This is a genomic window from Halorubrum sp. B52, assembly GCF_059752555.1.
In genome coordinates, this window is sequence record NZ_MWTG01000009.1 from 394,537 (window position 1) to 415,236 (window position 20,700).

Consider the following 20,700-nt stretch of genomic DNA (forward strand, 5'->3'; position numbering starts at 1 on the left):
CGCGTCGAACATGGAAACTCGCGTTTCGCGGAGAATAACGGGCGTTCGTGCCGTCGGAGCGCCCCTCTCGGCGGGCCGAGCCCGCGGAGGGGGTGAACGCCGGTGACCGACGCGAGAGACGCCGGCGAGGGGCTGTCGGCCGACGTCTGCCTGACGCTCCTCTCGAACCCGCACCGGCGGGCGGTGTTGCTGTCGATTTACGACCGCCCGGCCCCAGACGAACCGATCCCCGTCGAGGAGGCCGTCCCAGGTTCGACCTCCGAGCCCGTGGCGGTGGCGCTGGACCACAACCACCTACCGAAGCTCCGGGAGCACGATCTCATCCGATGGGACCGCGAGGCCGGAACCGTCTCCGCGGGGCCGGCGTTCGGCGAGATCGAGCCGTTCGTCGACCGGCTCGACGGCGACCGCGCGCGGCTCCCGGACGACTGGCGCTCCGGTTCCGAACGCTGAGTACCCCCCCAGACTGTCGGACCGACTCAGCGGCGCCCCCGACCGCTCACCGCCACGCGACCGCGGAGACGTAGCTCCCCTCTTTGGCGGTGATCCACGCGGTCGTGCACTCCCGCTCCGTCGGCTCCGACGGGTGGAGGGTGCACTCGTCCGGCTTGTCGTCGTACCGCACGACGGTTCCCTCGAGCATCGGGCGCCGGTCGGGCACCTCCGCGCTCGGTCGCGCCGCCCCTCCGTCGGTCCGGCGGTCGTCGTTCGCTCCTCCGCTCATACTGATAACTACGCTGACATCCCTCATCGTTATTCGTTTCATACCCGTCCGTTCGCCGAGGTCAACGGCGGATTACCGCGTCGGCGAACTCCGAACCGATCGGGAGCGGTCTCCCCGTCGGTCCGGCGCGGCGCGTCGAAGGTTCGGCCCCCGCGTCTTCGGCCGGATACCGCCGGCCCTTTCCCCCACTCCGGCCGTCGCGGTCGCGCCGGGCGAGTATCCGCCGGATCGCTCGGGGCCCGGGCAGGCCGTTCGCCGGTTATCCGGCGTATACTCTTGGCCGAACGATCAGACGGGGGAAGTATGCAAGCAGTCGTGCTCGCCGCCGGCAAGGGGACGCGTCTCCGCCCGCTCACGGAGGACAAGCCGAAGGTGCTCGTGGAGGTCGACGGGACGCCGCTCGTCGAAGACGTCTTCGACAACCTCATCGGCTGCGGCGCGACCGAGTTCGTCGTCGTCGTCGGCTACAAGAAAGAGCAGATCATCGACCGCTACGGCGACGCCTACGAGGGCGTCCCGATCACGTACGCTCACCAGCGCGAGCAGCTGGGCCTCGCGCACGCCATCCTCCAGGCGGAGCCCCACGTCGACGACGACTTCATGCTGATGCTCGGCGACAACGTCTTCCGGGGCAACCTCGCCGACGTGGTCAACAGACAGCGGGAGGAGCGCGCGGACGCCGCCTTCCTCGTCGAGGAGGTCCCGTACGAGGAGGCGTCCCGCTACGGCGTCCTCGACACCAACGAGTACGGCGAGGTCGTCGAGGTGGTCGAGAAGCCCGACGACCCGCCGAGCAACCTCGTCATGACCGGCTTCTACACGTTCACCGACGCGATCTTCCACGCCTGTCACCTCGTCCAGCCCTCCGACCGCGGCGAGTACGAGCTCCCGGACGCGATCGACCTCCTCATCCAGTCCGGCCGCACCATCGACGCGATCCGACTGGACGGCTGGCGGATCGACGTGGGCTATCCGGAGGACCGCGATCGGGCCGCCGAACGGCTCTCGGAGTCGACGGACGCCGACGCCGCGGCGGACGCGGACGCTGAACGGGTCGCAGAGAACTGACGGGTCGCAGAGAACTGACGGGTCGCCCGGCCGAGCCGACCGTCGCGGTTACTTGTACCCCTCGCTGGCGAGGTGGTGGTTCATCACCGCCTCGATGCCGTCGACGATCTTCTCCGCGTCGACGCTCTCCACCTCGGCGGTCCGCTTCCGGACCGTCCGGTCGCGGAGCTCCCACTCGCGGGTGAACTCCGATTCGATACCGCGAGACCGGATCCGGTCGACCAGTCGCTCGACGTCGCTTCCGTCCGCAGCGACGATCTCCTCGTAGTCGACCACGCCGCGCCGGAGCGCGCAGACGACGACGCCGGAGCTGATGTCCCCCTCGCCGAGCTCGCGCTCCCAGGTGGTGACCCAGTTCCCGATCCGCGCCATCTGTTGGAGGTCACAGAGGATGCTTCGAAGCGCTCCCAGCTCGGCCCGGTCGAACGAGGGCGAGTGCATGAGATCGATGCCGGCGTACGGGAACATCGTCATGTTGTACGCGTCGTGGCGCTCGGTCTCGGCGCGGTTCGCCATCGTCGGGTTGTCGTTCACGAGCCCGGAGTACTCCATCGCGTTGAACGTCTGTCGGAGGTCGTACTCGAAGACGTCGACGAACTCCCCGTGTCGCGGCGCGTCCCTGATCGCCGCGTCGATCTCGTCCCACAGATCCGCGAGGTATTCGAGGACGTCGTAGTCGATCCCGTCGGTCGCCGCGTCCGTGTGTTCGGTCGCATCGTCGCCGAACGGGATGCGGCGGCCGGCGGTGAACGTCCCCTGATCGCCCTCGCTCTCCGCCAGGTCGTCGAGCACCGTCACGAACATCGTCAACAGCGTCTTGTGTTCGTAGACGGCGGAGCGTTCCCGGTCGGGTACCGACGTTAACGTAAACTTATCGAAGAGATTGTGTATCCATTTCCAGAGGAACCGATCCCGGCCTCCGACGACGCGAGCGTAGCGATCCGCGAATTTCCCTGCCGTTGGGGGTAGCGTAACCTCGTTTACACGGCGCGTATACTCTCCCGGTCCCTGTCTCCCCCACCCGTCGTTCGCCGCCGCCGTTTGAGCCTTGTTTGCCATGCCAGTAAATATTATCATAACCATGTTAAGCCTTTTGTTCCTTGTTTATATTGTGGTAATAACCGTTAAATCGAGACAATCACGAAATTTTGTATGAATATCTGAGAACATACTCCTCGGCCGGTCTATTTAATTCATTTTTATTCAAATTCAATTTTTGTCTCAGATCGTATCTCGAACTTGTGTCACTGGGAAATATAGTGTTCCGTGAAAGTGACGAGAGATTTATATGTGTCTGGGCGCTCGTGTCGCTGTGTTCAGACCGCGGGCCGAGGTGAAGACCGATTCCTGGCAGTGAGACGACGGATCTGACGGACGCCGACCACCGGGCGGCGGTCGGGCAGTTCCTCGCCTCGGCGGGGGTCGGCTTTCTGTACGTGAACGGCTCGCACGCGGTCGCCGACGCGAACGCGACGGTCGACCAACTGCTCGGCGTCGACGGTTCGCCGGTCGGTATCGACCTGCGCGAGGCGGACCCGAGCTTCGGTCCGGAGCTCCGGGACGCCGTCGAGGCGGCCGACCAGAGCGGCCGGACCGCCGAGGCGGAGGTCGCGCTCGACGACGGGACGACGCTCCGCTTCCGAGCGGTCCCGAGTCGCGGCGGCGTCGGCGTGCTCGTCCGCGACGTCACCCGGAACTCCGAGATGCGACACGACCTCCGCCGGTCGAACCGCGTCCTCGAGACGCTGGAGGACGGCGTGTACACGCTGGACGAGGCGTTCGTCATCACGTCGGTCAACGAGGCGGTCCCGGAGATGACCGGCTACGACCGCGAGGAACTCGTCGGGTCGCACGCGTCGATGCTCGCGGGGAGCGAGACGCTCGAGAAGGCCGAGGAGATCCTCGCCATGCTCCGCGGCGACGGCTCCGACATCGGCATGATCGAGTCGTCGATCAGGACGGCGTCCGGGGAGTCGCTGCCGATCGAGACGCAGTTCTCCTCGGTCGAGTTCGACGACGGCCGTCACGGGCGCGTCGGCGTCGTCAGGGACGTGACCGACAGACGCCGCAACGAGAGCGCCCTCCGCGAGCTGAGCCGCTCCGCTCGGCGGCTCCTCCGCGCCGACGACGCGGCGTCGGTCTTCGAAACCGTCGTCGACGTGACCGCCTCGGTCTGGCCCGAGGCCACCGTCGTGGCGTACTCGTTCGACCCGACCGAAGCGAGGCTGGTCCCGGCGGCCGCGTCCGACGGCGACCACGACGAACGCGGACCGGGAAGCCTGCTCTGGGAGGTGTTCACCGCCGGCTCCGACGCCGCCGAGACGACGGTCGACCCGGCGCGCTCGATCGAAACGGACGGAGACGGGTCCCCGCCGCTCCGGCGGGTCCCCGGTTCCGCGGGGACGGAGCCGCCGGACGACGCGGACGCGGTCCCGCCGACGGGGCGCGTGGTCGAGCGGTCGGGCGACTCGGACGACTCGGACGACTCGTCCGGTCGCACCCTGTACGCGACGCTCGACGGCCACGGCCTGTTCCGCGTCGAGTTCGACTCGGCGGAGCCGGCGGGGAACCTGGAGGAGCCGGTCGGGCTGCTGGCCGCGAACGCCGTCGCGGCCCTCGACGGCGTCGAACGCGAGACCGAGCTCTCCCGGAACCGAGAGCGACTCGAGCGCCTCCACGGGCTCAACGACCTCCTCAGGCGGATCAACGGCGAGCTCGTCGACGCGGACACGCTCGACGAGATCGCGGCGGCCGTCTGCGACACGCTCGTCGAGGCGGGTCCCGTCGAGTTCGTCTGGGTCGGGGAGACGTACCGAACCGGCGGCGATCCGACCCCGATCGCGCAGGCGGGGGAGTCGGACGGGTTCCTCGATTCGCTTCGGAACGAGGGCCCCCCGTCTCCGGCGGGCGAGGGGGACGCCAGCCCGGCCGATACCGCCCGACTCCCCGGTGTCCGCGCCGTCGAGACGCGCGAGCCCGTCCGCGTGTCCGACGTGTCGGACGGGCTGCGGGAGGAGCGGTGGCGGGAGCGCGCCCTCGCGCGCGGGTACCGCTCGGTCCTCAGCGTCCCGCTCTCGTACGGCGACCTGTGTTACGGCGTCATGTCGGTGTACGCCGACCGGCGGTCGGTGTTCGACGGCGAGTTCGGCGACCTGCTCGTCGAGCTCGGGGACAACGTCGCGAACGCGATCAGCAACCTCGAAACCAGGCGATCGCTCCGGACCGGCTCCCTCGTGGAACTGGAGCTGCGTCTCGACGACCCCGACGCGCTCCTGTCGCGGACCGCGTCCGCGTTCGGAAAACCGCTCCACGTCGAGGGGACGGTCCCGCGGGGAGACGGTCGGTCGCTGGTGTACTTCACCACCGACGGGGACGGGTCCGGCGCAACGGAGTCGGTGGCCGCCCTGGAGTCGCTCCGCGAGACGGGCGGCGGACGGACCGGGCGATTCGAGGCGTCGGTGACCGACGAGACCGTGGCCGACAGGGTGAGCGCACACGGGGGAAGCATCGAGCGGATGGTCGCCGACGCCGACGGCGCGGACCTGACGGTCACCTTCCCGCGACCCGTGGACGTGCGGCGGATCGTCGAACACCTCGAGGAGCGGTACGACCGCGTCGACCTCCGCTCTCGTCGGGACCGATCGGGAGGCGGCGGTTCCGGTACTCGTCCCGGCTTCTCGGACGAACTCACCGACAGACAGCGGGAAGCGGTCGAAACGGCGTACCTCGGCGGCTACTTCGAGTGGCCGCGAGCGAGCACCGGCGAGGAGATCGCGACGGCGATGGACATCACCCAACCGACGTTCAATCGGCACCTCCGGACGGCCGAGCGGAAGCTCCTCGGAGGCGTGCTGGGCGACATCGACGCCGACGACTGATCGCTTCGGCCCCCGTTCGACCGCTGCGCCGCGCCGCGAACGAGGGCCGGCTCCGCCGGCGGGACGGTCGACCGGCCCACGGCGGCGTCGACGGCGTCAGCCGTTCGTCGACAGGTCGACGTACCTGTCCTCCCACTCGCGCCGATCACGGAGCCCGCTCAGTCCCTTCTCCGTCAGCTCGTAGAAGTTGGTCCGGCGGTCGCTCTCGCCCTTCTCGACGTACTCCCGCTCGACCAACGTATCGAGGTTCGGATACAGCCGGCCGTGGGTGATTTCCTCCATCGACGCCTGTAGCTCCGTTTTGATCTCCTGTCCCGACGGCCTCTCGGCGCCCGCGATCACGTAGAGGAGATCCCGTTGGAAGCTCGTGAGTTCGAAAAGGGGATCGGGCATGGCCGGGGGTTCGGCGGTTCGTCGCTTTGTTATGAAGATTCAAACCCGGTTTCACCGCTGCGCGCGCACCCGAGTGGCGCCGCCGCTCACCCACCACGCGTCCGTCGCCTCGGTCGAGGCGGTCGCCGATCCGGCGTGCCCGTTCAGCCCCGCCACTGTCGGCCGGCGATCCCGACGAGAGCGAGGACGCTCACCGCCGTCCATCCGGCAGGCGGGATCGCGGAGAGCGCTCCGAAGCCGAGCGTCCCCGCCGTCACGAGCGCCGCGATGCCGACGGCGATCACGAACGTGGTCCGCTCTGAGGCGGCGTCTCTCCGGCCGGTTTCGGGGTCCAACTCCAGGTACACCCGCACCTGCGACGCGGCGTCCCGAAGGGAGACGGTCCCCCGGTTCCTGTCGAACTCGATCACCCCGATCGCGTCCATCCGCGGGAGGTGACACTGATAGAGGGCGATGCGAACGCGCTTCCGCTCCTGCGAGGTGAGCCGTCGAACGGAGGTGTCGTTCTCGCGCGCGGCGACGTGTTCGGCGAGGTCGGAGAGCTCCGCGGAGCCGCCGTGCTCGTGGAGGTACCGGATGACCGCCCGTCGCCGGTCGTTCTTGAGAACGTCGAACACGTCGGTCGTCGTCAACCGACCGTCGTCTCCGGCGGCGGCCCGCTCCCCGAGTCGTCCTCTCTCGACCCCCCCGATCATCATTGTACCACAATGGTACTCCAGCATAATAGTCATTCTGGTATCATTTAAAGCGGACATTACGGCTCGGGAGGCCGGTCACCGCGTCTCCGCGTTCGGGCGCAGTCGATCGGCGTCGGGCGCGTTCGGGGGCCGCGCGAACTCCCGGCTACCGGTCGACCTCGAGCCACCCGGACGACGAGAGCGACACGTCGTACCCGTGGTACCGGAGCGAGACGACGACCCCCTCCGGGTCCGCCGTCGCGGTTCCGCGAAGCAGCTCGTCGAGCGCGTCGACGTCCACGGCGTAGCCCAACGGGGGTAGGGCTTCGACCGCGGCGTCGTCGACGTCGGCGACCGTTTCCACGACCGCGACGCTCGGCGGCAACTCCGACCAGTCGCACCGTCTTGTCATCGAGCGATCCGACATTCTACGAGCGGATCCCCTCCGCGGGCGATACTTCGCGAATCGGGCCGGGAGACGCGCCTTTCACTGTCGATTTCTCCGTGACTGTGTCTCGTTCACGCCGATACATTTATGTACCGATATCGGACCGCTGAAACGACGAACACTGACGCCTCGACGGGAGGTCGTCGCTGCGCGCGTCGAGCGCGGTGACGGTCCCCAGGGGGAATATCGTGGGATTAACTTTGCCCGGTCGGTCGAGAGATGCCGCCGTACATGGACGCAAGCTTTCCGGACTCCGTGGCGGTCGATTACACCGACGGCGAGGGCGAGGATCCGGCGGACTACCCGTCGCTGCAGCACAAGCTCGAGAAGGCGGTCGAGGTCACCAAGACGGGGCTCGAGCAGTACGAGAACCCCGCCGTGATGTGGACGGGGGGGAAGGACTCGACGCTGACGCTGTACTTCATCAATCAGGTGGCCGAACAGTACGGCTACGAGAAGCCGACGGCGGTGTTCATCGACCACTTCCAGCATTTCGAGTCGATCACGGAGTTCGTGGAGCGGTGGGCCGCCGAGTGGGAGATCGACGTCGTGTACGCCCGCAACGAGGACGTGGGCGCGTACGTCGAGGAACACGGGCTCGAACCGGGCGACGACATCCCCGTCGACGCGCTCTCCGAGCACAACCAACACCACGTGCGGAACATCCTCGAGTACGAGGAGGACACGTTCCCGTTCCTGTTGGACACCTACGTGGGCAACCACCTGCTGAAGACGGTCGCGCTCAACGACGCCCTCGAGGAGTACGACATCGACGGCGTCATCTCGGGCGTGCGGTGGGACGAGCAGGAGGCGCGTGCGGACGAGACGTTCTTCTCGCCGCGCCACGACCCGGACCTGTTCCCGCCGCACGACCGCATCCAACCCATCCTGCAGTTCGCCGAGGCCGACGTGTGGGAGGCGTTCTGGAACTACGTCGTCCCCGACACCGTCGACGCCTTCCCCGACGAGGGGTACGTCCCCGACTCGGCCGAGGACCTGCCCGAGGGGGTCAGCCGGGAAGACGTCCCGATCTCGCCGAAGTACTTCGCGGGGTTCCGCTCGCTCGGCAGCGAAGTCAGCACCGACAAGACGACCGAAGAGCCCGCGTGGCTCCAGGACCTCGAAGGGACGACCGAGCGCGCCGGCCGCGCCCAGGACAAAGAGGACCTCATGGAGCGGCTCCGCGACCTCGGCTACATGTGAGGCCGGTCGCCGCGACGGCTCCCTCTCGAGTTCCCCCTTCCGTTGAACCCGGGCGAAGCTGACCTCTCCGCGTTCGTCGCTACGCTTCGAGGTCCGCGGCCGCGCGCTCGGAGCGGCCCTCTATCGAATCGAGGTACCGCTCGGTCGTCGTGAACTCGAAGTCGTTCAGCAGCCGCTGGAACTTCCGCGCCGCTCCGCCGAGGCGGTGGTAGTAAAACCAGGCGTACTCGTCGACGCGCGGGATCGTCGGATCGAGCTCCCACGGGTGGATGTAACAGACCGCCGGGTGTCCGGCCGCGCCCCGGCGTTCGAGCGCGTGCCTGAGGAAGCGATACGGGAGCGCTCGGAGGTAGAACCCACCCGCGACGGGCACGTTGACGTCGATACCGGGGACCCGATACGCGCTGAGCGGCACCTCCCACAGCCCGTCTCCGCGGGGGCGCGTCAGGTCGTCGGCGCCGATCTTGTACGGCCCTCTCGGCGCGTCGGGCACGCCGTACAGCGGGGTCTTCACGGGGAAGACACTCGAGTCGTACCGGAACCCCCGGTCTTCGAGGACGTCGATCGCCCACGCCGTGGACTCGTTGAGGGAGAACTTCGGCGCTCGGAACCCCTCGACGCCGTCGACGCCGGCGTCGCGGAGCGCGTCCACGGAGCGCTCGATCTCGGAGTCGAGTTCCGCCGGGGACAGCTCGGAGAGAAGCCGATGCGAGACCCCGTGCGAGCCGATCTCGTGGCCGGCGTCGCGGATGCGTCCGATCAGGTCCGGGTGATTCGTCGCGACGTCCTCGAGCACGAAGAACGTCGCCTCGTTGTCCGTCCGCGCGAGCATCGCCAGGATCCTGTCGACGTTCTCGACCACCCGGTCGGTACGCGCGTCCCACCGCTCTCTCGGGAGGTCGCAGTACCACGGTTCGACGTCGACCTGTAACACGTTCATCGGGCGTTTCTACCGGAGAGGATCCCGTTCGGACGGCATAGTTATGCGGCGACAAGCGCGACGCTCCCGATCTCGGAGCTCGCACGGAAAACCGATAATCGAGAGTACACGCCGTCAACGGGCCATTAGACGAGGTATAACTATGCCACGCTGACGCTGACGTGTGGACAATTAATGACGGCTCGTCAAGCCTCTCGATCCGCGCTCAACCTCGGATTTTTATGGCCGGTGCCGGCCGTTCTCCTGAGCTGCCTCCTCGTGATCGGACTGCCCGAGGGGTCCGCGCTCCGGCTGGTGACGGCCGGCGTCGCGTTGCTGTTCCTCCCCGGATACGCGCTCACGCTCGCGGTCTTCCCGGAGAGCCGAACCGAAGAGAACGAGGCTCAGACGCCGCTGAACCGCCGCTACTCCGAGTCGACGATGTCGGCGCTCGATCCGTTCGAGCGGATCGCGCTGGCGTTCGGATTCGGCGTCTGCCTGATGCCGGTGTACGGCTACGTCGTCGGCGTGGCGGGGGCCGGATACGAACCGCGGACCGTGATCGTTCTCGTGTCGGTCGCGACGACGCTGTTTACCGCCCTCGCGGCCATCAGACACCGAATCTCTCCGACCCAGATCGACCCTCCGTCGCCCTTCGTGTATCTGGCGGAAACCGTCACTGACGAGGTTTCCGCCCCGACACCGGGGAAGCGGGCGCTGAACGTCGCGGTGGTCGTGATGCTCATCCTCGCGACCGCGACCCTGACCGCCGCGATGGCGTCCCCGGCCGAGAGTCCCGAGTACACCACCGCCGTGTTGCTGACCGAGACGGACGAGGGCGAACTCGTCGCGGACGGATACCCGGACCAGCTCCGGGCCGGTGAGACCGCGGACCTCATCTTGCGCGTCGAGAACCACGAGTCGCAGGCAGTGGACTACGAGGTCGTCGTCCAACTCCAGCGCGTGAGCGCCGACGGGACCGTCACCGAGGTCTCCGTCCGCGACCAGTTCGGGCAAACCGTCGACCCCGGCTCGGCGTGGGAGCAGGACCACCGAGTCACCTCCGACATGTCGGGGGAGCGGCTCCGGCTCGTCTACCTCATTTATAAGGGAGAGGCCCCCGCGGAGCCGACTCTCAGCAACTCGTACCGGAATCTCACCCTTTGGGTCGGGTCGGAACAGGCCGGAGCCCAAGCGCGCGTCACGGGGACGCTCGAACGGCCCTCGGCGTCGGCGGTGAGCGCGGATCGCATCGACTCCAGTTCGCTCGCCAGCGAGCGCACTGTGACTGAGTCGATTCGGGCGGCGACCGTCACGGGGGCGCGCTGATGTCACGAGGACTCTCGCCGACCGGCGAAGACAGAACCGCGGTGTCGATAGCGCTGGTGGTCGGGTGCCTCTCTTTTGTAGGTGCGGTGATCGTCGCGGAAGCGAACCCGGCCACCGCGTACGAGGTGTCGATCTATCGCAGTACGCCGCTCCTCTACTGGTTCGGCGTCTCCGTCTCGCTGCTGGTCGGCGTCGCTGCGCTGGTGCTGGCCGCCTCGTGGATACAGTGGGCCGGCGGACTCGTCCTGACGGCGCTCTCGATGCTGTCGGTCCCCGCGCTCCCACTCGTCCGCGGCTACTTCTTTTACGGCCTCGGCGACGCGCTTCGGCACTTAGGGAACGCCCGAGGACTTGTGAGCGGCGAGACGGAATTCTTCGCTGAGGTGTATCCCGCAGCGTACAGCTTCAGCGGATTCTTGAGCACGCTCTCGGACATCTCGCTGGAGCAGTCGATGTTATTCGTCGTGTTCATCACGTCGGTCCTCTACGTGGTCTTCGTCGTCCTCTGCGTGCGAGCGATACTGCCCCGCAGACGCGCGGTCGCCATTGCGTCGCTCTCGGCGCTTATGTTCCTCCCGCTGAACCACGTCAGCTTCCACCCGCACTTCCACACGTTCTCGATGACGACGTTCCTGACCCCGATACTCCTCTACGTGGTGATCAAACACATCACTGACCGCGGTACGGACGAGACGATCCCTCGGCGGCTCTCCTCGACAGACCTCGGCTTCGCCGTGGCCGCGGTCGCGATCGTCTTATACCACCCGCAAGTCGCACTGAACGTCATCATCGTGCTGGGTGCAATCGCGGCGATGCAGCGGCTCAACGGTCGGTACTTCTCCGACACCACCTTGGGCGGTTCTCCGCCGGTCTACGGCCAGTTACTGTTCCTGATCGCGGTTTTTGTGCTGTGGAACCTCCAGCATCAAGAGATATTTGCGATGGGCTCAACCCTACTCGCCTCGCTGAACGCTTGGTTACTCGGGACTGCGTATGGGGGAGAGGTCGTGACACAGCGAACGAACTCCGCACAGTCGGTCGGAGTCGGTATCGGCGAGCTGTTCGTGAAATTATTTCTGGTGCCGGCGTTCTACACCCTCGTCGCAGGAGCTGTCGTGGTAGCAAACCTTCTCTCAGATGAATTTGACAGGAATAGCCGGATGATAACGACCACGTTTTCGCTCGCGGGGATCGCGCTCGCTATCTACTCATTGGCGCATTTCGTGGGTGATGTGTCCGGCTACTTTTTCCGACACATCGGGTTCGGGATGGTGCTTGTCACGATCCTCGCAGGGATTGGACTGACGAGGGCGTGCGACCATGTCGATGAAATGCGTCATTCGCCCTCGCAGCTAGTAAAGATAGTCTCCGTCTCCGCGCTCGTGATCGCGTTGGCACTGTCAATTCTCGTCGTGTTCCCTTCCCCGTACATGGCCCAACCGACGCAGCACGTTTCAGAACAGATGTACGCGGGTCACGGGACGGCGATGGAGTACCGAGCGGAGGGTGCGGCGATGGCGTCGTCTCGCGCTCCCTCCCGTCAGTATCCGAGAGCAATGGGACTGGATCTTGACCGAAGACTCAGTTGGGCTGTCCCACCTGAGGCGCTACCCTCTGACTTGCGTCGGTTTCGAGGCGACGACTTCCCGACGAGAGAGTTCTATTACTACATCCAGACAGATCAAGAAGTGCAGAAGGAGTTGGTTGCATTCAGGGGTGTTCGGTACAACGAGTCGGACTTTACGAGCGTTGGCGAAACGGCCGGCGTGAGTCAGGTCATGACCAACGGTCGCGTCGACGTCTATCACGTAAAGTACGCCGACGGGCCGATCATCGGAGATCCGCGGATCGCGTCCTCCGGTCCGTTGCTCAACCGGGCGGCGAGGGCCCCGCAGAGAGGGGTGGTAGCATGAGCTCTCGGTCGGCCGACGACGGGGTCGATGTGCTCGTCATCGGGCCGTTCCGTCCCGGAGGCGGCGGCGGAATGAATCAATACATCTCAGAACAGTGTCAGCACCTACCGGAACGCATCCGGACGCGCGTGTACAGCGTGGCGGTCCCGTCAGGAAGCGGACTGCTTCGGTTTGCTCTCGCGATGCTTGTCGCCCTCAAGCAGATGCTGCTGTTTCCGTTTCGGCGCCCGCCGGACGTCGTTCACGTCCACTCGGCCCAGTGGAACTCGTTTTACCAGTCGGCATGGTACGTGTTGTTCGCGGCGTTCGTGTGGCGTCGCCCGGTCGTCCTCCACGTTCACGGGTCGTCCTTTGACGAGTTCTTGGAGGTGAACTCGGCTCCAATTCAACTGCTCCAGTCCGCCGTGTTCCGTGCGAGCGACGTCGTGGTGGCCCTCTCGGACGGCTGGGCGGACGTACTCGAAGAGCATGTGGATTCCCGGAAGGTAGTCGTTCTCCACAACGCGGTCGACATCCCCAAATACGACCCGTCGTTCTCCGTCTCACCAGTGCGGATCTCGTTTGTATCGAATCACATCGAACGGAAAGGAATCCGGGAGCTCGTCGACGCCGTCGACCGACTGGCCGAAGAGAAACCGGTAGACATCACGATCGCGGGTAAGGGGTCACTGTCGCACCTCGTCGAGGATGTCGCGAATTCGCGAGCGGGGGTGAAGTACGTGGGGTTCGTCTCCGAGGAACGGAAGCGAGAAATCCTCAACCAGTCCGCTGTGTACGTCCTTCCCACATACGCCGAGGGCGTACCGATTGCCATTCTGGAAGCGATGGCTGGCGGAAACGCTATTGTTTCGACCGATGTCGGCGGCATCCCGAGCGTCGTGGACGAAGAGAACGGGATTCTCGTGGAGCCCGGCGACGAGGACGAACTCGCCGACGCGCTCCGGACGCTCCTCGCGGATCCGGATCGCATCCACTCGATGGCCAAGGAGAGCCGTCGTCGCGTCGAAGCGTCCCACTCGTGGGAGACGGTGGCCGACGATCTGGCGGAACTGTACGACTCGCTCGCGGCGGCCTCGCGGGGAATCGCCGAGGCTCCCCCGGCGACGGACGAACCCTACGCGTCTAAATAGCCCAGCGAACGCAGCCGCGCTTGGATGTCGTCTTCGTTGACCTCCTCGTGCGTCTCGTCTACCTCGTCGCCGGCGACGATCTCTTCAAGAACGAACGTCACGTATTCGTCTACTGATTCGAAGTTTGTCTTCGCGATACGGCGTTCGACGCGCTCGTAGAGGTGCTGCTCTATCGCCACGGTCTGGCTGTCTATCTCGGTGCTCATTCTGAATCTCCTTCACGGATCCTAGCGGGGAGATGGCCTTCAGTATCTCCCCGCTAATAGGGTGATCGGTCGTCCCTGACCACCGGGGTTGTCGTCTCTGACACGCGCGAAAGCTTTTATCGACTCGCCGATTCGGCGGTCACGACTTCGGATCTCAGACGATGAAACACCGTCCTATCAGAGACCCACAGACTGCATAGGGTAAGTCGCCTATAACAATACTTGCGCTGAGGAACACCGGTATGATGGCAGATCCACGGAATGTCGTGCTCGTCACGATCGACAGTCTCCGCGCCGACAGATGCGGTTACCTCGGGTGCGATAGAAATCTCACGCCGACTATCGACGACATCGCAAAAAAGGGCCTTCAGTTCGACAACGCGATCGCCCCCGCCGGGGCGACCAGCGGCTCCTCAACTTCGTTTATGACCGGTGAATACCCTTTCTCGCGCCCGGGAGCCGACCGACAGGAGTCCCTCCGCGGTCAGATTCGCGCTCGTGACACCATCGCCGAGCAGTTCAAACGCATGGGGTATGAGACGGCCGCATTCACGGCGAACCCGTGGACGTCACGCTCGTTCGGCTTCGACAAGGGTTTCGATCGCTTCGAGGACTTCATGGAGGAGACGATGGCGAATCGATTCCGCGACGGCGGCAGTGACCCCGGAGCCGTCCGAGAGATGGCGACGCGGCTCTCGGATTGGTGGGGGGGCCAGGAGATGTTCATGTCGTGGGAGTCGTTCTACGACGACATCGAACAGTGGCGACGGTCGGCCGAGGAGCCGTACTTCCTCTGGGTGTTCCTCGTCGACGTCCACATGCCGTACATCCCCCCGAGCGAGTACCTGTCCATGTGGCCGCTGACTTACGCGGCGAACGCCTGGCTCTTCGGCGGCGCGGACGACCGGCTGAGCCCGCTGCTCCGCGACCGACTCCTCTCGGCGTACGACAGTACGGTTGAATACACCGATGAGTTCATCGCTACCCTCCTCAACGACGTCGGCGACGACTCCGTCGTCTGCGTCCACGCGGACCACGGAGAGCTGTTCGGCGAAGCGGACCGGTACGGTCACGGATACCTCCACGAGTCGGTTATCAACGTCCCGCTCGTCGTCGGTAACGTCCCCTGCGAGCGCGTCGAGGACCCGGTCTCGCTCAAATCCCTTCCGGAGCTGCTCACCGGGGTCGCCGTCGGGGATCGACCGACGGTCGAACGCCCGTACGTGACCTCGCGGAACAACGACGGGATGCGCGTCGTCCGAGGTCGCGACTGGCGGTATCAACGGACGACTGAGGACGAATCGGTCTCTGTCCGGACGGACGGGAGATGGCAACAGCAGGGTACTGATCACCCGCTTTACGATATCGGACGCCCGATTGTCGAACGAGAGTGGGCGACAGAGGCAGAAAAAAAACACGTTGTCTCGAAGGTAGAGAATCTCGACGCCTGACCCAGTTCTTTCTTTTGTAGACGATCTGAATCGGGTCGGGTTCCAGCTAGACTCCGTCACCGAGCAGCTCCGAGCCGTTTCACCCGCCGAGCGACCCCGAGCGTTACCGGCCCGCCGGCCGCGGCTACCATTGTCGTCCAGGTAGCCCCACACGTTGGTCGGTATCGCAGCGATACGAGCGCGTGGCGCATCGCAGTGGCGTAGCGGCCGCTCTGCAGAGCAGATCTGGCGAGCGACTGGGTCAGGTAGGCCAAGAACTCGTCCTCACAGCCGTATTCCTTGGCGAGCCCACGGTGTTTCTCCAGCAACAGCGGGTACGACACGTCGCGTTTCGTCTCGTAGTCGCCGCTGATCTGTTCGTGACCCATCCGCCTGACAACGAGCGGTTCGGGAATCGCGGCGAACTCACAGTGGGTCGATAGACGGAAGTACCACTCGCGGTCCTGCCAGCTTGGGAAGCGTACGTCGAGCGGCCCGGCTGCTTCGGCCACAGCCGCATCCACCAGCATACAAGAGAAAGGATTGAGTGACGCTCCCTTTAGGATCGCCTCGGTGACGTCTCCACTGGTGGTTGGCGTTCGGATGTTCGTTGTCTTGCCGTCCTTGACGAAGCGCTGTCCGGTGTACACGGCGCCGACGTTTGGTCCGGCAGACTCCATGACCTCGATCTGCCGTTGGACTTTTCTCTCTAACCACATATCATCGTCGTCGATGAACGCGATGTACTCTCCATCCGCCTCGTCGATCCCCGTATTTCGGGCGGCGCATGCGCCACGGTTCTCCTCGTGGCGAACGAGGGTAACGTCGATATCTGCCGTGTAGATCTCGTCGAGCAGAGCAGATACCGGCTCGGGCGAGCAGTCGTCGACGACAACCAACTCCACTGCCGGGTACGTCTGCTCGACAACGCTGGTGACCGCCTCTTTTAAATACTCAGGACGGCCGTACGTTGGAAGGACAACGCTGACCCTTCTGTCGCTCATCATTTATCATATATGGCTACATCGACTACTTCGTTAACAACGTCGTATTCCGCGTTTTCCAGATAACGCGTTTAATTCGAGATGCGATTGTGTCCGGGAAAGAGCCAATTCGATCATATCTGCGTGAGGTTAGACTGATCTATTCTGGTTCGGCTACGTATCGACGCTCCGGTTCTTCGGCTTATGAACACGCCTCGGCTAACGATCGTCAACCGTCCGGTCGATTCCACGCGATAGGTCAGGAGTAACAATGTGGCTGAAGATAGTGAGGTCGGAGTAGACATGCACCTATCCAGAGCAAGTTGGAACAAACGCACCCACAGAGCGGGCCTCGGACGGAGATCTACGCGACTGATACCCAATCCTATTGGTTCCGTAGAGTGGGCTCGCTTGACCGGGGCCTTGACACGATGACCGCGGGCGAACCCGAGCGGGCGTTCGTCCTCGGGCTGGACGGAGTGCCGTGGTACCTGGTCGAGCAGTGGATGGACGAAGGGGACCTCCCGACGTTCGAGCGGCTCCGACGAGAGGGCGCCGCGGGGCCGTTCGAGAGCACGGTTCCGGCCAACACGCCGGTCGCGTGGCCGTCGATAGCGACCGGCTGTGACCCCGCCGGCCACGGGCTGTTCGAGTTCACGAAGCTGAACCGACAGTACGGCCATCGACCGAACACCGCCGCGGATCGAACCCGACCGGCGATATGGGACATCGTCTCGCCCGCCGTCGTCGGCAACGTCCCGATGACGTTCCCGGCGAGGGAGTTCGACGGCGAGATGGCCACCGGCATGATGACGCCCGAGGGCGACGCCGCGTTTACCTACCCCTCGGAGCTCGGAGAGGCGATCGACCACCGGATCCCCGACTACTCCATCGGGCTGGACTGGAAGGAGTACTTCGGCCGGCAGGAGGCGTTCCTCGACGCTCTCGACGGGCTGCTGTCGAACCGTCGGGAACTCATGCGGCTCCTTCTCGAACGGACCGACTGGCGGCTCTCGTTCTTCGTCTACACCGCGCCCGACCGACTCCAGCACCTCATCTGGGACGAGGCGGTACTCAAGGCGCACTACGAGAAACTCGACGACGTGCTCGCCGAGGTCGTCGAGAGGTGTGAGGAGGCCAACGCCGTCCTCTTCGTCGTCTCTGACCACGGATTCGGCCCCGTGACGCGGCAGGCGAACGTCAACGAGATCCTCCGACGAGAGGGGCTCATCGCACGACAGGAACAGGAGGGAGTGCGGGGCCTCATGTCGACCGCCGGCCTCGACAAGGACGACGTCCTCGCGGCGCTGCGGCGGATCGGCGTCGACGAGGAGACGCTAGTTCGATACCTCCCCGAGGGACTGATAAACCAGGCGGCCACCCGCATCCCCGGCAACCACGCGCTGTACGACGCCGACTTCTCGCGAACCGAGGCGTTCCTCCACGGGCTCGGGAGCGTCTACGTCAACGACACCGCACGGTTCGCGTCGGGGACCGTTCCCCCCTCGGAGGTTCCGGCGGTCAAACGCCGCGTGACGGAGCTCCTCGAGAACGTCCGGGACCCGGAGACGGGGAAACGGCCGCTCGTCGTGCTCGACCCGGACCACGGGGAACCTGACGACTCAGCCCGCGGCGCGTCCGCCGAGGGTGACGCGCTCGAACCGGACCTCCTGGTCGAGTCGATCAACGGCTACACGGTTAACTGGCAGTTCGCCGACGATCCGTTCACCGTCCCGGAAAAGGCCGCGGACCACGAATCGGCGGGGATCTTCTTCGCGCACGGTCCCGGAATCGAGGCGGGGTCGCGGCCGGCGAGCGCCTCGGTCGTCGATCTCGTTCCCACGCTCTTGCACCTGCTCGACCGGCCGGTGCCGTCGCACGTCGACGGGACCGTCCTCGAAGAGGTACTCGCGGCGGACAGGCCGGTCCGGACCGCGGACTACGATGCCGGAGAGCCGCGCGAGGCGTCGCAAGCGGAGGTCGACGGCGACTTCGACGAGGTCGAAGACAGGTTGCGCGGGCTGGGATACATGGAGTGACCGACGGACGTGCGACCGCGGTCGTGACTCCCCGGAAGCGGCGTCCTGAGTGGCCGCCGAGCGGCTCTCGGCGTCAGTCCCGGTCGTCTGACTGCCGGTACATTCCGACCGCACGCCCCGCGAACCGCATCAGGTTCGCGCCCGAGCGGACGAGCGCGTGTTTCGGCGTGACTCCCACGTAGTTCATCGGGTTCAGCACCGTCTGTAGCGTCCGGAAGTACTGACTCGACGACGGGACGTCGTTCATCTCCCAGAGCTGCGGCGTCTGCAGCTCCAGTTCGTACTGCTTGCGCCAGTAGTCGGTGATCGAGTCGGCGTAGGCGTGATACACGAGCAGCTCGGGGTCGTAGTAGATCGGATAGTGATTCAGTATCCGCTCCGCGAGCTCTTTCTCCTCGTGTCCCCAAGTGATGTCCTCGTTCCACATCCCGGCGTCGTCGAACACCTCCTTTCGGCAGGCCGCGTTGCATCCCCAAAACCGAGTGACGTAGCGGGGATCGGATCCCTGATCGTAGTGGGCCGTCAGTCGCTTGATAACGTCGTTTCGCGGATGAATGATCTTCCCCGTCACGACGGCCTCGCGCTCCAGCAGGTCGGAGACTCGGTCGAGGTATCCTTCAACGGGCATCGAGTCGTCGTCGAGGAACACCAGCTTTTCCGCGCTCGCTCGCCGAATCCCCTCGTTCCGGGCCTTCGTCGCCGAATTCTCGCTCTGCACGAGCACCTCGTAGTCGGAGAACTCGTGCTGTTCGAGCCTCGCGACGGACTCGATCTCGTCTTTCGGCTTGAGGGTCGGGACGATTATGCTCAGTTCGGGCATGGATTCCATCTGTCACCGTCGGTCAGTCCGTCTATCGGGTGGATGGTATCGCCCACGACTGACGAGTAAATTGTTATTCCGTACTTACCGAGTCGACTCGCAGTACGGGACGATCGCGAGTCGACGACGACTGAAACCGCGACCTGACTCCGGCTCGGCGGCGAAGACGACCGAACCGAAGCCCACACGGCGCCGCTGCCGCTCGCCGGCCACGGTCGCACGCGGCGAGTTTATCGGAGAGCCGGCGTGCGATACAGCGGGATAGCAGCTCTATAACAAACCCGATCGAACGCGGTGCAGTTCATGTCAAATGCTTCGAAGAAACCTCTTCCGTCAACAATTGTCCGCCTCGCCGATTCGACCACGTCTTCTCGGAGTATCAAATATATGAAGAGACAATCATTCGACTTCTTCGGATCGGTGCTCCTGGAGGTTCGCGGCGACGGCGGCCGCTCGACCCAACAGTTCTACACGATGTTCGATCACTTCGCGGTCGACGATCCGGGGCGAGAGCCGGACGTCGTGGTCGAACGGACGACCGAGGAACCGGACCTCGACGCGGTCCTCGGCGACCCCTCGGACCACTACGGCTGGACCGGTGACCGGTTCGTCGTCCGAAACGGGTCGAACTTCATGACCGTCGAACCCGGGTGGGACCACATCTACGTGTCGCCGAACTGGGAGCCGTTCCTGGCGACCTACCCCGTCGAGTTCCGGATCAGACAGGAGCTCGCGAAGGAGGGGCGCGCGCTGATCCACGCGTCCGGAATCGAACTCGACGGAGAGACGACGCTGTTCCCGGCCTGGCGCGGCGGCGGGAAAACGAACACGCTCCTGTCGCTGTTGCGGGAGGGCGCGGGCTACCTCTCCGACGACCGGCTGTGGGTCGGCACCGACGGCACCGCCCTCGGCTACCCGTTATCGGTTAACCTTCAACCGTACAACATCCGGTCGTTCCCCGAAATCGAGGTCGGACACGACGACCTTCAGGACTACGTCCGGGACGAGGTGAGCCAGTTCGTCGAGATGAACGTAAACGCCAGCGACGGCGTCGTTCAGAAGGTCATCAGCTTCCTGAACGAGCGGTATCTGCAGGAGAACAGCCGGGAGTTCACCGACGTCTCGACGGTGTTCCCGGGCTCACAGCACGTCCCCGAGTCGACGGTGGACAACGTCGTCGCGCTCAGAGCGGCGCCAAACAGCGCCCACGTCGCCGTCGAGGAGATGCCGTCCGAGCAGATGGTGAGAGAAATCGACGCGATCAGCTACTACGAGTGGAACGAAGTCCTCAAGGAGTACTTCTTGGCATACGACGTGCTCTGTCCCGGCCCCTCCTTCGCCGACAAGTTGGACGACGTGGTCGAGGCCGAGGAGGACGCATTCCGAGAACTGTGCGAAGGCGTCGACACCTATCAGGCGTGGATCCCGCGCACCGCCGACTGGAAAGCGGACGGAATCGACCGAGAAGTCGTCGACCGCATCGAATCGCTCTCTACCCGGACGCAGGCTCCCGCCACCGACTGAACTTCGACGCAGCCGT

General features: G+C 65.1%; 19 protein-coding genes. 10 read left to right on the forward strand and 9 right to left on the reverse strand.

All coding sequences use genetic code 11. The features are described from left to right. Positions 1 to 102 precede the first annotated feature (102 nt). Complete coding sequence (locus tag B4V04_RS10575) at positions 103 to 453, forward strand: DUF7344 domain-containing protein (RefSeq protein ID WP_498231455.1); 351 nt, start codon at positions 103 to 105, stop codon at positions 451 to 453. 46 nt (positions 454 to 499) lie between these two features. On the opposite strand, the gene B4V04_RS10580 is transcribed toward B4V04_RS10575, so the two are convergent. Then, the gene (locus B4V04_RS10580; protein ID WP_498231457.1) at positions 500 to 724 is read right to left on the reverse strand and encodes a DUF7511 domain-containing protein; all 225 of its coding nucleotides are present in this window, start codon (positions 722 to 724) and stop codon (positions 500 to 502) included. A 303-nt stretch (positions 725 to 1,027) separates the two neighbouring features. Here B4V04_RS10580 and aglF point away from each other — a divergent pair, with 303 nt between their 5' ends. Beyond that, positions 1,028 to 1,792 (forward strand): UTP--glucose-1-phosphate uridylyltransferase AglF, encoded by a 765-nt coding sequence (aglF, locus tag B4V04_RS10585; RefSeq protein ID WP_498231459.1) that lies wholly within the window; start codon positions 1,028 to 1,030, stop codon positions 1,790 to 1,792. A 48-nt stretch (positions 1,793 to 1,840) separates the two neighbouring features. Here the strand turns inward: aglF and B4V04_RS10590 are convergent, their stop codons facing one another. Continuing rightward, the gene (locus B4V04_RS10590) at positions 1,841 to 2,596 is read right to left on the reverse strand and encodes a hypothetical protein (protein WP_498231461.1); all 756 of its coding nucleotides are present in this window, start codon (positions 2,594 to 2,596) and stop codon (positions 1,841 to 1,843) included. A gap of 632 nt (positions 2,597 to 3,228) precedes the next feature. On the opposite strand from B4V04_RS10590, the gene B4V04_RS10595 reads away from it, so the two are divergent. Beyond that, on the forward strand, positions 3,229 to 5,670 hold the full coding sequence (locus tag B4V04_RS10595) for a bacterio-opsin activator domain-containing protein (protein WP_498231463.1): 2,442 nt from the start codon (positions 3,229 to 3,231) through the stop codon (positions 5,668 to 5,670). A 96-nt stretch (positions 5,671 to 5,766) separates the two neighbouring features. Here B4V04_RS10595 and B4V04_RS10600 read toward each other — a convergent pair whose 3' ends face one another. The 3 genes from B4V04_RS10600 to B4V04_RS10610 form a co-directional block, all read right to left on the reverse strand. Beyond that, positions 5,767 to 6,063, reverse strand: a complete 297-nt coding sequence (locus tag B4V04_RS10600) for a PadR family transcriptional regulator (protein WP_498231464.1) — start codon at positions 6,061 to 6,063, stop codon at positions 5,767 to 5,769. A gap of 143 nt (positions 6,064 to 6,206) precedes the next feature. Further along, positions 6,207 to 6,761: a DUF7344 domain-containing protein gene (locus tag B4V04_RS10605; RefSeq protein ID WP_498231466.1), complete on the reverse strand. Its 555-nt coding sequence runs from the start codon at positions 6,759 to 6,761 to the stop codon at positions 6,207 to 6,209. Positions 6,762 to 6,906: 145 nt separating this feature from the next. Next, positions 6,907 to 7,152: a HalOD1 output domain-containing protein gene (locus tag B4V04_RS10610; RefSeq protein WP_498231468.1), complete on the reverse strand. Its 246-nt coding sequence runs from the start codon at positions 7,150 to 7,152 to the stop codon at positions 6,907 to 6,909. A 267-nt stretch (positions 7,153 to 7,419) separates the two neighbouring features. Here B4V04_RS10610 and B4V04_RS10615 point away from each other — a divergent pair, with 267 nt between their 5' ends. Continuing rightward, entirely contained in the window at positions 7,420 to 8,391 is a 972-nt protein-coding gene (locus tag B4V04_RS10615; protein ID WP_498231469.1) for a phosphoadenosine phosphosulfate reductase family protein, read from the forward strand. Between the two features lie 79 nt (positions 8,392 to 8,470). On the opposite strand, the gene B4V04_RS10620 is transcribed toward B4V04_RS10615, so the two are convergent. Continuing rightward, complete coding sequence (locus B4V04_RS10620; RefSeq protein WP_498231470.1) at positions 8,471 to 9,331, reverse strand: polysaccharide deacetylase family protein; 861 nt, start codon at positions 9,329 to 9,331, stop codon at positions 8,471 to 8,473. A gap of 228 nt (positions 9,332 to 9,559) precedes the next feature. Here B4V04_RS10620 and B4V04_RS10625 point away from each other — a divergent pair, with 228 nt between their 5' ends. The 3 genes from B4V04_RS10625 to B4V04_RS10635 are packed head-to-tail and all read left to right on the forward strand — an operon-like array spanning position 9,560 to position 13,682. Next, complete coding sequence (locus tag B4V04_RS10625; protein ID WP_498231471.1) at positions 9,560 to 10,639, forward strand: DUF1616 domain-containing protein; 1,080 nt, start codon at positions 9,560 to 9,562, stop codon at positions 10,637 to 10,639. Further along, positions 10,639 to 12,552, forward strand: a complete 1,914-nt coding sequence (locus tag B4V04_RS10630; RefSeq protein ID WP_498231473.1) for a hypothetical protein — start codon at positions 10,639 to 10,641, stop codon at positions 12,550 to 12,552. The genes B4V04_RS10625 and B4V04_RS10630 overlap by 1 nt, the downstream gene beginning before the upstream one ends. Continuing rightward, positions 12,549 to 13,682, forward strand: coding sequence for a glycosyltransferase family 4 protein (locus B4V04_RS10635; RefSeq protein ID WP_498231475.1), 1,134 nt, complete (start codon positions 12,549 to 12,551; stop codon positions 13,680 to 13,682). The genes B4V04_RS10630 and B4V04_RS10635 overlap by 4 nt, the downstream gene beginning before the upstream one ends. On the opposite strand, the gene B4V04_RS10640 is transcribed toward B4V04_RS10635, so the two are convergent. After that, positions 13,667 to 13,888 carry a hypothetical protein gene (locus B4V04_RS10640; RefSeq protein ID WP_498231477.1) on the reverse strand — a complete coding sequence of 74 codons (222 nt, stop codon included), beginning with the start codon at positions 13,886 to 13,888 and terminating at the stop codon, positions 13,667 to 13,669. The two genes, B4V04_RS10635 and B4V04_RS10640, sit on opposite strands and share 16 nt — an antisense overlap. Before the next feature lie 245 nt (positions 13,889 to 14,133). Here B4V04_RS10640 and B4V04_RS10645 point away from each other — a divergent pair, with 245 nt between their 5' ends. Then, positions 14,134 to 15,339, forward strand: coding sequence for a sulfatase (locus B4V04_RS10645; protein ID WP_498232454.1), 1,206 nt, complete (start codon positions 14,134 to 14,136; stop codon positions 15,337 to 15,339). A 56-nt stretch (positions 15,340 to 15,395) separates the two neighbouring features. On the opposite strand, the gene B4V04_RS10650 is transcribed toward B4V04_RS10645, so the two are convergent. Further along, entirely contained in the window at positions 15,396 to 16,325 is a 930-nt protein-coding gene (locus B4V04_RS10650; RefSeq protein WP_498231479.1) for a glycosyltransferase family 2 protein, read from the reverse strand. Positions 16,326 to 16,732: 407 nt separating this feature from the next. On the opposite strand from B4V04_RS10650, the gene B4V04_RS10655 reads away from it, so the two are divergent. Next, the gene (locus B4V04_RS10655) at positions 16,733 to 18,340 is read left to right on the forward strand and encodes an alkaline phosphatase family protein (protein WP_498231480.1); all 1,608 of its coding nucleotides are present in this window, start codon (positions 16,733 to 16,735) and stop codon (positions 18,338 to 18,340) included. Between the two features lie 73 nt (positions 18,341 to 18,413). Here the strand turns inward: B4V04_RS10655 and B4V04_RS10660 are convergent, their stop codons facing one another. Further along, positions 18,414 to 19,169 (reverse strand): glycosyltransferase family 2 protein, encoded by a 756-nt coding sequence (locus B4V04_RS10660; RefSeq protein ID WP_498231481.1) that lies wholly within the window; start codon positions 19,167 to 19,169, stop codon positions 18,414 to 18,416. 378 nt (positions 19,170 to 19,547) lie between these two features. Between B4V04_RS10660 and B4V04_RS10665 the strand changes: the two genes are divergently transcribed. Next, positions 19,548 to 20,684: a hypothetical protein gene (locus B4V04_RS10665; protein ID WP_498231482.1), complete on the forward strand. Its 1,137-nt coding sequence runs from the start codon at positions 19,548 to 19,550 to the stop codon at positions 20,682 to 20,684. Positions 20,685 to 20,700 lie beyond the last annotated feature (16 nt).